Source organism: Caldithrix abyssi DSM 13497 (assembly GCF_001886815.1).
Lineage (GTDB): Bacteria > Calditrichota > Calditrichia > Calditrichales > Calditrichaceae > Caldithrix > Caldithrix abyssi.
The window spans coordinates 715,000-727,558 of record NZ_CP018099.1; the positions used below are offsets into that span (position 1 = coordinate 715,000).

At 49.8% G+C, this 12,559-nt stretch carries 8 protein-coding genes; 3 read left to right on the forward strand and 5 right to left on the reverse strand.

What is annotated here, in order from left to right; all coding sequences use genetic code 11:
• Positions 1–104 precede the first annotated feature (104 nt).
• Together Cabys_RS02815 and Cabys_RS02820 are read right to left on the reverse strand one after the other, a co-directional pair.
• On the reverse strand, positions 105–3,638 hold the full coding sequence (locus Cabys_RS02815) for a C25 family cysteine peptidase (RefSeq protein WP_006928605.1): 3,534 nt from the start codon (positions 3,636–3,638) through the stop codon (positions 105–107).
• 288 nt (positions 3,639–3,926) lie between these two features.
• Complete coding sequence (locus Cabys_RS02820) at positions 3,927–4,271, reverse strand: ArsR/SmtB family transcription factor (protein WP_006928606.1); 345 nt, start codon at positions 4,269–4,271, stop codon at positions 3,927–3,929.
• Positions 4,272–4,661: 390 nt separating this feature from the next.
• Between Cabys_RS02820 and Cabys_RS02825 the strand changes: the two genes are divergently transcribed.
• A complete protein-coding gene (locus tag Cabys_RS02825) occupies positions 4,662–6,830 on the forward strand; it encodes a Tex family protein (RefSeq protein ID WP_006928607.1) in 2,169 nt (722 codons plus the stop codon).
• A gap of 523 nt (positions 6,831–7,353) precedes the next feature.
• On the opposite strand, the gene Cabys_RS02830 is transcribed toward Cabys_RS02825, so the two are convergent.
• From Cabys_RS02830 to Cabys_RS02840, 3 genes are read right to left on the reverse strand one after another with little or no spacing between them, the layout of a single operon-like run.
• On the reverse strand, positions 7,354–8,739 hold the full coding sequence (locus Cabys_RS02830) for a sigma-54-dependent transcriptional regulator (protein ID WP_006928608.1): 1,386 nt from the start codon (positions 8,737–8,739) through the stop codon (positions 7,354–7,356).
• The gene (locus Cabys_RS02835) at positions 8,736–10,205 is read right to left on the reverse strand and encodes an ATP-binding protein (RefSeq protein ID WP_006928609.1); all 1,470 of its coding nucleotides are present in this window, start codon (positions 10,203–10,205) and stop codon (positions 8,736–8,738) included. Before Cabys_RS02835 ends, Cabys_RS02830 begins: the two co-directional genes overlap by 4 nt.
• Positions 10,205–11,143, reverse strand: a complete 939-nt coding sequence (locus Cabys_RS02840) for a PhnD/SsuA/transferrin family substrate-binding protein (protein ID WP_006928610.1) — start codon at positions 11,141–11,143, stop codon at positions 10,205–10,207. Before Cabys_RS02840 ends, Cabys_RS02835 begins: the two co-directional genes overlap by 1 nt.
• A gap of 301 nt (positions 11,144–11,444) precedes the next feature.
• Between Cabys_RS02840 and Cabys_RS02845 the strand changes: the two genes are divergently transcribed.
• Both Cabys_RS02845 and Cabys_RS02850 read left to right on the forward strand, forming a co-directional pair.
• Positions 11,445–12,032 carry a hypothetical protein gene (locus tag Cabys_RS02845; RefSeq protein WP_006928611.1) on the forward strand — a complete coding sequence of 196 codons (588 nt, stop codon included), beginning with the start codon at positions 11,445–11,447 and terminating at the stop codon, positions 12,030–12,032.
• 63 nt (positions 12,033–12,095) lie between these two features.
• The gene (locus Cabys_RS02850; RefSeq protein ID WP_006928612.1) at positions 12,096–12,494 is read left to right on the forward strand and encodes an Mth938-like domain-containing protein; all 399 of its coding nucleotides are present in this window, start codon (positions 12,096–12,098) and stop codon (positions 12,492–12,494) included.
• Positions 12,495–12,559: the final 65 nt, after the last annotated feature.

Sequence of the window (12,559 nt, forward strand, 5' to 3'; positions counted from 1 at the left end):
TTTCTATTAAAAAATCCTCTGAAAGCAGTTCGTCTTTCAGAGGATTTTTAAATTTGCCCGCTTTTGATCATTGAATAGAAACGAGCGTTTCTGTTAATCTGGTTTTATTTAAGCAACATCATCTTTCGTACCGCTTTTTGGCCCTGGCTTTCCACCACTAAAAAGTACACCCCGCTCGAAAGCATACTACCTGCGTCGTTTTTTCCGTCCCAGGTTAGTTGATGCTCGCCGCCGTTTAAAGTACCGTGGAACAGGGTACGCAGCAGCTCGCCCTGTGTGGAATAGATGCGCACGCCAACATCGCCGGCCTGCGGCAGTTCGATGCGAATGGTGGTGCTGGGGTTAAACGGATTCGGGAAGTTTGGGTGTACCACAAACCGTTGAGGAACCATATCAGGCGTTTCGGATCGATTAGAAATCGTCGTTGGGCTTAATTCGGCCCGCCAACCGCTTGCATTAAAGATCAGGTTCGATGAAAAATAAAAGGTAAGGGCGCCTTCGCTGTTGGTGCTTTCCATTTCCGGCGGCAAGGTGGTTCCCGTAAACGGACTTCCCGGGAATTCAGGCGCACTGGTGGAGGAACCGTCGTACACGCGCAGTTCATCCCCGCTGCCCACATCAAAAGCCGTAAAAAGCACTTTTAGCCCGTCATATCCCTCGTCTGCTTTAAAGGTCATGGTCAATTGTTCGCGCGGCTGATAGTCGCCCTCTTCGCCGCCGCTGTCGTAAAAGATGGCATTGCTCACCGTAACGGTAGAGTTGCTCATGGTGTAAACCGGCACATCGCCGATGATGACCTCAAAGGTGTCCACTGCACTGTAGCTGCCGGAGCTCACCGTGAACTCAAAAAAAGCGGAAGTGCCCAGCGGAATGCTTTCGGAAGACTGCAGGGTAAAGCGGGCGTTCAGGGTGTCGTCGGCCATTAACAATCCCAGATCATCCTGATCGTCAAGAACCGTTACGTCCGCATGCAAACTGCGTAAACGGGCGACGGTGTTGGGCGCATCGGCATGGCCCTGATTGATGGACTCAATGACAAAATCGACGATTTCGCCCGCGTCAAATTTCAGGTCGCCGTTTCCCTGTTCAGTGTCGTCGATGGACAAATTACCGCAGGCCAGATCCGGTGCCTGAATGACAATGGAGATATTGGAACTCCAGGAGCCATCCGCTGTATCGGTAAAGGTTATTGTGCAGGTGGCGGTGTGTTGATCTGGCGCTTCATTAACGGCCTGCAGTTCAAAGGCGTTATCGCCCATTACAATCTGTCCGGAGTCGATGTTGCCGTAAAAGTGCGTATTCTGCAAAATTTGTAAATAAGAATCGCTGCTGGAAAGCGTGCCGGTAATCTGCATGGCGCTTTCTGATCCCAGATTTTTGGCCGCCACATCCAGGAAAAATCTCTCGTTAAACTCTGCCAGACCGTTGTTGTTGCCCTGCGTTTCGTCGTCAATGCTCCACGAAGAGACGGTTACATAAGCGCCGGACGCGCTGACCACTTCCACCGGCGCCTGGTAGCGGTAGTAATTTTGTTTGGTTACCGTAACCAGCATGGTGTCGCCCACCTGCAGTTCCGGAATGGGAATTTCCACCAGGTCGCCGGTGCCATCGGCGCTGGCAATCCACTCGCCGTTAACCGAAAGCCCAATCAAGGAGCCCTCGTCAGCCGTAACGCCAAAGGTTGAGGCGCCGGCTTCCACCACGGAATTGTGTGAAACAGTTAAAGACTGCGGCATTTCGGAGTAAACCATGGAAAACGCCCCGCCGTGGTGATGAAAAAGATAGTAGGTAATGGGCTTGTCGTCTTCGTTGTAAGGCCAGTCGGATTGTTGCAAAAAATATTTCCCGGCGGCATTGGCAAAGGCGGGCAAAATAAAACGCGTTCCGAACCAGGTCTCTTTGTCGGGCATAAATTCCGGCCACATGTTGTCGTACATGCCCCAGGTGTAGGTGTCGTTCACAAAGGAATAGCTCACCTGAGTGGCGGCAATAATGCCCAGCGCCCGGTTAGAATAACGGTGGAAGGCCTCGGCAAAGCATTCGCTGGACCAGTTAAAGCGTCCGGTCAAACAATTGACCGAAAAAACAAAGGTTAAATCGGTGTTGTGCAGGCCATCCATGTCGCTGATACTATAATCAGGTTCGCCCCAGCCTGTTTCGGAGCCGTGATCGCGGTGCTGAATCATAAAGGCGCCGCTGTTGATGTCGTTGTTCAGACGTGTGGCATTGCCGCCCCAGTCATTGAGATGTTCCGGAGTCTGGGGAATGTAGCCCAGACCGTTGGGGCCAAAATAATCCACTACGGTTTCCGTATTGGTGGCGGTTGACCATACGTCGCCCGGTGTGCCGGAATAGATGGCGTTTTCACGCACGGGCTGCTTGCCTAATTTGTGTTCCCAGAAACCGTTGACAACTTCCGCACACAATTGAAACCAGCGCTCGGTTTGCCAGCCCATGGCCGTCACCGGATGGCTGTAAAAGTCAGGGTTGGTGGGCGGGTGGCGTTCGTAATCGAGGATTTTACCCACCGTATTGCGTAGTTCTTCTTCATCCCGGGCGGTAATGCGGGCGAACACAATGTCCGGCAAGTCGTCGCCGTCAACATCGGCATAGTAGTTGTCAGAAATGTAAGTTCCACTGTAGGGATGCGGCTGCTCGTCAGAAGAGATGATCGTGCTGCCTGAGCTGCCATAGTCGGCCAGCAACAAAACAGCGGACGGCGGCGTTTCCCAGTTGTAATAAGCGTTGTTCACATAGCTCTCGATGGCTTCGAAGGTGTTGCCGCCAATTTCTGTAGTGGTAACGACTCCGCTTTTGATGCCCTGTTGATTGCGAAACACGCGCAGGGAATCGCCCCAGGCCTTAAACACCGGATCGTCCGGAACGATTATGAGGTATTCCACGTTTTCCACCGTGGCCCGGCTACTTTGTACTTCGGGCGCGCTGGCCGTAAAGTTGGGCGCAGGAAGGCTGCTGTAGTTGAGCAGCATATCGTGCACAATGGGTTCCCACCAGCGGCTGCGCAGGCGCTGGTCGCCGAACACATCCTGGCCGCCGGTAAAGGTGATCTTTAAACGGACGTCGCGGTACACTTTGAGCTCGCGGCTGACGGGATTGTACTGAAACGGCGTAACGCCGATCAGCACCGCATCCACGCCGCGAATCTGACGCGGCTCGGAAACGCTGACGATATTTTCCGGATAAAAGGCGTCGTTCTGGTAGATGTTTTCATCCTGCGGATATTCCAGCGGGCCGTCCTGCGTGTCAAACGGGATAACGGGCGCCGGGGCAATATCTACATCGCGGAATTCATCGATCCGCGTTTCCAGCACTTCCACCTCTACGTTCGCGCCCTGGGGTATGGCCACAAAGCGGCTGAGCGCCGGCAGGTTGGGCCGGCCCGCATCGTGGGGCAAAAAAGTGCCGGGCAGTTGAATCACGTCGCGAATACGATCATTAATCTCTTTTTGTAACAATGAAAACTTTTCAATGGAAACGATCAGCTCCACCTCACGGGCGTCGCTGTGGATCAGGTTAAAGCCCTGCTTTCCCCAGCTGTCCGTGTAGCGGATCTCTTCAGCCCACAGGATCGTTAAGCCCAAAATCAAAAAAAACGTAGCAATAACAAAACGCTGCATCACACCTCCTTCATGGTAAAACATCTATATTGAAGAATCTTGATAGCAGAGTGTGAATGAATTCGCTACAAAAAAGTGAGACTTACCAGCTTTGATCTGGATTTGCAGGAGGAAAATCCAAATACATAAACTGAAACCAGTGTTTCAAAAATCTGTTTTAGATCGACAACTCAAAGACCTTTTTAAAGAGAATTCATAAAACATTTGCAAATTAAGGAATGAAATTGCGCCGGGCAAGCCAAATATCACAAAACAACATATTTTTTCATCATCCATTTTGCCGGAGGCCTAAACCTGGCAGATGGTTTGACGATGAATGGTTTTAACTTTATTTCTGTCTTTTAGAATGGTAGGATCGTCTGGCAGCCATTGGCTTAGAAGAGGCAGCAATTCATTAACGTAGGATATGTTTCCCTGGCGATTGAGCCGATAGTTGACCCATTTCCCCTGTTTTTCGTCCGTGATTAACTTTGCCTCGCGTAAAATGGACAGATGTTTGGAGACGGTGGATGTGGCCAGTTGCAATACGGCGGTGATTTCGCAAACGCACAATGGTCGGACTTCCAGCATTTTTAAAATCCGCAAACGATTTTGATCGGACAGGGCCTTAAAAATTTTTACCAGTTCGCGCATTTTTTCTCCTTTCTGAATTCTAAAAATATCAATCTTTTATCAAGTTGTCAAAAATCTCTGGTGTAAATTTCTGAATGTCCCCCAAAATTTCAAACAAAGACCTTATAATCTATTGATATTTAAGGGAATACATTAGCTGAATGTATGGAAAACTCACCCCCTTAATCCCCCTCTCTTTTTGCAAAGAGAGGGGGATAAGAGCATACCTAACGTGTTAGTAAGTATGAAATTAGGGGGTGAGTTGTAAAAATGATTTTAGAAAAAATATTGTTATCTTAAAAAATTTGGGGGCCATTCAGTCTGGTGTAAATTTCCGTTGCATGTAAGCGACAATTTTTTAAATTAGCAGGGCTGTAGAAAATGTTAAACCATTAATCGTACAGAGGAGTTATGACAGAGATCGAAATGATTCAACTGGTAGCCGAAGAGCTTAATCTGAAGGCTTTGCAGGTAAAAAATACCATAGAACTGTTAGACACCGGCAACACGGTGCCCTTTATTGCTCGTTATCGTAAAGAGGTTACCGGATCGCTGGATGAAAACCAGATTCGGGCCATCCAGGATCGCATGCAATATCTGCGTGCGCTGGAAGCTCGCAAGGAGACTATCTTAAAATCCATTGAGGAACAGGGCAAACTGACGCCCGAGTTAAAAGAAAAAATTCTGAAAGCCACAAAACTGCAGGAAGTGGAAGACCTTTACCTGCCATACAAACCTAAAAAACGCACGCGCGCCACCGTTGCCAGAGAAAAAGGCCTGGAGCCGCTGGCTGAAATCATCTTGAAGCAAGAAGTTACAGAAGGCTCCGCCGAAGAGATCGCCGTAAAATTTGTCAATGAAGAAAAAGAAGTGCGCACGGTTCAGGAAGCCTTGCAGGGCGCCATGGATATTGTGGCCGAGGTGATCAGCGACGACGCCGAAGTGCGCAAACAAATTCGTGAAGCCACGTTTAAAACCGGGCTGTTAGAAAGCGCCGTTAAAAATGCGGAAGAACGAACGCCCTACGAAATGTATTACGATTACAGCGAACCGGTGAACAGCATTCCGCCGCATCGCATATTGGCCATTAATCGCGGCGAAACCGAAGGCGTGCTAAAAGTTAGCGTTGAGGTGGATTCTCAAAAAATGATCGGTTTAATTGAAGCGCTGTATGTTAAAAATGAAAGATCGATTTTTATTGATTATCTGCGGCAGGCCATTGCCGATAGTTTTACGCGACTGATTTTCCCTTCCATCCAGCGCGAAGTGCGCAGCGCTCTGACCGAAAAAGCGGACGAACATGCCATCGCCGTTTTTGCCGAAAATTTGCGCAACCTGCTGCTGCAACCGCCCGTGCGCGGCAAAATGATTATGGGCATCGATCCCGGCTTCCGAACCGGCTGTAAGGTGGCGGTTATCGACCAGACCGGAAAATACCTGGAGGGGGCAACCATCTATCCCCATCCGCCTCAGGAAAGATATCTGGAAGCCAAATCCATTGTACGCGCACTGGTTAACAAATACCAGGTGGACATCATTGCCATTGGCAACGGAACCGCCAGCCGCGAAACGGAAATGATGGTGGCCGAACTGATTCGCGAAATGAAAGACGAGCGCAAAGTGGAATACATTATTGTGAATGAAGCGGGGGCTTCGGTTTATTCCGCCTCAAAGGTGGCGCAGCAAGAGTTCCCCGATCTGGAAGCGGCCATGCGCGGCAATATTTCTATCGCCCGACGCTTGCTTGATCCCCTGGCAGAACTGGTCAAAATCGATCCCAAACACATTGGCGTCGGTCTTTACCAGCACGATGTCAATCAAAAACGACTGGCAGAAGCGTTGCAACAGGTGGTGGAGTCCGCCGTGAACATGGTGGGCGTTAATGTCAACACAGCTTCCGCTTCGTTATTGAAATATGTATCCGGCCTCACCAGCCGAACGGCCAACAGCATTGTTAAGTACCGCGATGAACACGGCCCCTTCCGCAATCGTGAGGAGATCAAAAAAGTCGATGGCATCGGCGAGGTGGCTTATCAACAGGCGGCGGGATTTTTGCGCATCCCCGATGGCGATAATCCGCTGGACAACACCAGCATCCATCCGGAATCGTACGAAGCCACACGCAAGCTGCTGGAAAAATTCAAGGTTGACGATATTCACCAGGGCGGTAAACTGTTGCGGCTGAAGATCAAACAGGAAAAGGTGGACATCCCCGCTTTACTCGAGGAGCTGGGCATCGGCGAGCCGACCTTTAATGATATACTGGACAACCTGGAAAAGCCGGGGCTTGACCCGCGCGACGAGCTGCCCAAACCGATCTTTAAAAGCGATGTGTTGAAAATGGAAGACCTGCGCGAGGGCATGATTTTAAAGGGTACGGTGCGCAATGTGGTGGATTTTGGCGCTTTTGTGGATATTGGCGTAAAACAGGACGGACTGGTTCATGTGAGCCGCATGGCAAAAAAATTCGTCAAAAATCCTTACGAATTACTATCCGTTGGCGATGTAATCGAAGTCAAGGTGGTTTCTATTGATCTGGAACGGGGGCGCATCGGGCTGTCCATGGTGCTGGACGAATAACGCGGCGTGGAAGAAGTGCGCGCCGCAAGAGGTCTTGACCCAACGCAAGAAAACCGCTCCCTTCGATTTCACTCAGGGAGCGGGAGTACGGTTGTTGAGCGTAGTCGAAACAACCGTTGATTGTGAAGGAACTTCCATCGGCTGCGCTCCCTTCGACTTCGCTCAGGGCAAGCCTTCGACTTCGCTCAGGGAGCGAGAGTACGGTTGTTGAGCGTAGTCGAAACAACCGTTGATTGTGAAGGAACTTCCATCGGTTACGCTCCCTTCGGCTGCGCTCAGGGCAAGCCTTCGACTTCGCTCAGGGAGCGAGAGTACGGTTGTTGAGCGTAGTCGAAACAACCGTTGATTGTGAAGGAACTTCCATCGGCTGCGCTCCCTTCGGCTACGCTCAGGGCAAGCCTTCGACTTCGCTCAGGGAGCGAGAGTACGGTTGTTGAGCGTAGTCGAAACAACCGTTGATTGTGAAGGAAGGAAAAATGACGGGGACGCCGGCGGCTTCGCCCTTACAAAAACGTCTAAACCGCTAAACTCTTACGCTCTTTTCCCCTCCGCCTGCCTTTCGGCGGTTGATTTTTTCCAGCTTACTGCGCAGGGTGGTGCGGGGCAGCTTTAATAAATCCGCCGCCTTTGAAATATTGTTGTTGGCCTGTTTCATGGCCCAGTCGATGATCTCTTTTTCTTTGGCCGCCATAAAATCATTAAAAGAATGGTAAGAAAAAAAACTACTGCTTTCTGGCAAGGGCTGTTCTTTACCGCTTGTCACGCCCGGCAGCAGAGCAAAGGGATCGAAAGACTGCATGCCGGAAAAGGCCACAAAGCGTTCCACAAAATTTTCCAGTTCGCGTACATTTCCCGGCCAGTCGTACTGCGAGAGACGTTCCAGCAGTTCCGGCGAAAATAAACGCCAGATGTGCGTTGCATTCTGCTTTTGCAAAAAATGTTTGATTAATTGCGGAATATCCTCTTTTCGTTCGCGTAGCGGCGGCAACACGATGGGAATGATATTCAGACGGTAAAATAAATCTTCTCTAAAGCGGCCTTCCTTCATGCGTTGTTTTAAATCAACTTTGGTAGCCGTGATCACGCGTACATCGATTTTTACCGATTCCCAGCCGCCAATGCGAATTAATTCCTGCTCCTGCAAAACGCGTAACAATTTAACCTGCATTTTCATGGGTAAATCATCAATATCATCGATGAACAACGTGCCGTGATTGGCCCGTTCAAAATAGCCGAGATGGCGTTTGGCCGCGCCGGTAAAGGCCCCTTTTTCATAGCCGAACAATTCGCTCTCCAGCAAGGTTTCGGGGATGGCCGCGCAGTTAACGGCCCAAAAAGGCTGATCCTTTCGCCAGCTGTTCTCATGCAAAGCGCGCGCCACCAGTTCCTTGCCCGTGCCGCTTTCGCCCACAATTAAAACCGTGGAATCGTGCCGCGCCACATGATGAATGATCTCCTGAAGGTGGCGCATGGCCGGCGAAGCGCCGATGATCGGTTGTTTTTCAATAATTTCCAGACGTTTTTTAAGCTGTTGATTCTCATCCAGCACGCGCTGCAATTTTTCTGCATTGCGCAAAATATTTAGCAAATGATCCGGGGTGAAGGGTTTGGTTAAATAGTCATAAGCGCCCATCTTCAGCGCCTGCACCGCCGTATCCACTGTACCGTAAGCGGTCATCAATACAACCACCGTTCTCGGCTTTTTCGATTTGACCTGCCGCAGCACTTCGATGCCGTCCGCGCCGGGCAGGCGTAAATCGGCCAGCACCAGGTCAAAGGCTTCCCGCTCGAACAGCTCCAGCCCCTCCGTGCCTGTTTCGACGCTGCTTACGTCATAGCCTTCTTTTTTCAGCAGATCGTTTAAAGTAATGCGTGATATTTTCTCGTCTTCAATAATCAAAATTTTCATTGTCTTTCTCCATACGGCAAAATAACTTCAAAGCGCGTTCCTTTGGCGGGTTGACTGTGTGCCACAATCTGCCCGCCGTGGGCCTGAACGATGTTCAACGCCACCGAAAGCCCCAATCCCGTTCCTTTGCCAGGCTCTTTAGTCGTGTAAAACGGTTCGAATATTTTTTCCAGATCGGTTTCGTTTATGCCCATTCCGTTATCTTCAATCGTTAAACGTACCTGGTGGGAGGGTAAAGCTTCCGTACGTACAATCACCCGCCCCCCATCTTCAACCGCATCATAGCCGTTCAACAGCAGATTCATGACCACTTCCTGCAGAAGAGAAGCGTCTCCATACACGGGCGGCAAATCCGCAGCAAGCTGAAGTTGCAGGTCAATATGCCTTTGATTTAGACGGTAAGCAAGCAGTTCCACCACCTGTCGCACCACCTGATTCAAGTCGACCCACTCCTTATCCCGGGCCGATTTTCTGGAAAAGCCAAGCAGTTTGCGCACCACCGATTCAATATGCTCCAGGCCTTCGTTGATTAAAGCCAGGTATTCTTTTAACTGCTTTTGATTTTGCGGCTCCTTTTCAATGGCATAAACACAATGTTTGATGCCGTTTAAGGGATTGTTGATTTCGTGCGCCACTCCGGAAGCCAGGCGGCCGATCGAAGCCAGCTTTTCCGCGTGGTAAATCTGTTTTTGCGCTTCGAGCAGTTGCGCTTGCGAGTTTTGCAAACGTTGACGCAAAAGTTCAAAGTGGCGCGTTAAAGCGCCGATTTCATCCGCACGTTCCGGCAATTCCAGCGGCGCTGAAGAATCCAGCTCCATGGAATCCATGGCCTGCACCAGCAGCATAAGCGAACGCACCGTATGTTTGATTAAATAATTTAAAACCGCCAGTACAACCAGCGTTAAAAGCAGCGTAATCCCCACCAGCAGATAAAACAGGCGGGCAATTTCTCGCCGCGTCGATTCCGCTTCAAAGGCAATGCGTAAAATTCCCCAGCGCTTTCCGCCAACCTGCAGAGGCAGCGCCGTTTCTATAAGCCACCCGAACTGCGGCGTGCGATAAATGCCGCTGACCAGCCCCGTTGTTTTGGCCAGTCGCCCGGAAAGTTCATCGGTCAGCAGGCGATTGTACATGCGCGGATCCGTATGGGCGATGACGCGGTTATGAGTATCCGTCACCACAATGTATTGAATTTCGGGAATCTTTTCTTTAAGGCCCAGCATGTACGATTCCAGTAAATCTTCCACCTGAAAGTTTTCATTTTCCGAATAGATCAAAGCGTCCAGCACAGAAATGCCAAAGGCGCTTGTTACGGCCTCCGCTTTTTGTTGCAATTGCTGCAAGATCATGGAACGCCAGTGCAGCGCAATGCCGATGGAAATAAAAACCATAAAAACCACGACCACGCCGCCCACCGCCAACATCATTTTTAAGCGCAGGGTAGCTGATTTGAACAAAGGACGCATTACGGAGCCTCCCTTGCATTTACCAGTGGCAGCAGCAGGTCGTAATCTTCATTTTGGGCCGGCGCAAATCCGTAGGCAAATTCGGCATCCCATTCAGAAAGCATCTTCTGATAGCGGGGCTGACTGGCGTCAATTTTTAGCAAGGCCGTTTGTATGGCCTGCACAACCGCCTGCGGAGATTGATCGGAAACCACCATCGGCGAGCTGGGAATGGGCTCGGAACGAGCGAAAACACGTATCCCGCGATTTCGAAATTCATTGGCCACGCGATCTTTGACAACGCCGGCGTCAAAATTGCCCTTCAGAACTTCGTAAACCACCGTATGGTGGTGGGCAAAATGGTGAACGGAGTCCAGTTGCGATTGTGTAAGACCGTTTTCGGGCAGGGCCCTGTTCAAAAACCAGTTGCTGGAAAAAGACAGGGCAGAAGGAAGGGCCACCTTCTTTCCTTTCAAATCGGCAATGGAATGCAGGCCTATTTCCGCTTTGCAGATGACAACCGCCTGCAACAGCGGCCTGCCCCCGGCAGACAGCGGACGTAGAATGCATCGAAGACGGTGATTTTGCGCTTCTCTGGCGAAAATGAATGATCCTAAAAAAGCCGCTACCACTTCGCCGCTGACCAGTTGCTCCACCGTTTGTTTGTACGATTTACTCAACTGCAATTCAAAACGATAAGGCGTGTTTAAAGTAAGGTAATCCATCACCGGCTGATACCCTTTGTAAATGAAGGTGGGCGGAAAGCGCGAAACGACCCCGATTCGGAAGACGGGTTTTAAAGATTCGGTTGATGAGGTAGACTGCGACGAAAAAGAAGGAAAGGGACGCGAAATGTCGGTCATTTTGTGAAACAAAAAGACCAACAATAAAGCGGACAATAAACCGCTCAGGAACATTGCCCCCCAAAAGATGTTGCCTTTTAAATTTTTCTCCTTCAAACTTCATCCTGACTATAATTATTCAACGCTTCTGTTTCAGGAAAACGTAAACATCTTTCCCACACAATTCAAGCCTAAAAGGCAATATTTCGTCATTTTAATCGACGAAATTTCGTCAACCGGCTAGATTTCGACAGCTGTATTTTGCAAATTTTTGAAGACCGTCAATCCCGGAGCGTGAAAAATCAATGAGTTAACGACCTTTTGCCATAATACAATGAACTGGCACATTTCTTGTAAAAAAAGGCGCGATTGATAAAAACGATTTTAAACGCTTTAAATGAAATCGGGAGGTGCGACCATGGAAAAGATAATTCCTCGCTGGGAATGGCGGACATTTGGCCAGGATCTCAGGCAGGGCATCAAAGCCATTCAGGCCTATCCGGAAGGTAAAGTGCGCAAGAGCGGCGAAATCTACATCCTTTCGGAAAAAAGCAATGACAACACAAAGATTCGCGACGAACTGATGGACATCAAAACTCTTTTGCGCGTCAATCAGGATGGCCTTGAACAGTGGACGGTGTTGCTCAAAGCCGGCTTTCCCATTCATATCAACGAGCTGGCCATAGTGTACAAGGCTTTTAATTTACCGCTTCCTTATTTAAAAAAGGACGAGTACTCCTATGATGAGTATCTGAATAACCTGATTAGCCCCAACAAGGCGTTGCACATCGTCAATGTGGTTAAAGAACGGCACGGCTTTACCATTAACGATTGCATTGTGGAAATCGCATACGTTACCTTTAACAATCAGCCCATTCAAACCATTGCCGTTGAACACGCCGATCCCGAATTGGTGATAAAAACGGTGAAAGAGCTGGGATTGGATCATTACGAAAACGTTAACTACATTAAAGCCATGAAGCGCTACGTGGGACTGGTATATTAATTTGCCGATCGGGGCAGAAAATGGCACGGGCTCGTCGGAATAAACGGCCGGAGGAAAGGCGAAATGAAAACCTATCGTTTTTCACAGGGGCCCATCGAAGAGGTTTCCTGGGGAAAATTTGTAATCAACGGGCGCGCCCACTTTAAAAACAGCGACGGCACGCTTACCGGCGCAGGAAAAGACATCTGCCTCATTGGAAAAATGTTGTCTCCCTGGCGGGAGCGAAAGGGGCACCTGCTTACCCAGGATATGGTGCGCCGCGTGGCAAGCGCAGATGTGGACACGGTGATCATCGGCAACGGTTTTAACGGGGCTTTACAGGTCCCGGATAAGGTTAAAGCTTTTTTAGAAGAAAGCGGCAAAACGGTGATCATCGAAAAAACGCCGCAGGCCTGCGAGCGCTTTAATCGCATGTTTCGTCAGGGCGCAAAAGTAGCCTTGCTGGCTCATGGAACGTGCTAAGATCATTTTACAGCGGATTTGTAGAAATTTTAAAATGTGATGCGGACCATCGGCCGGATCATGGC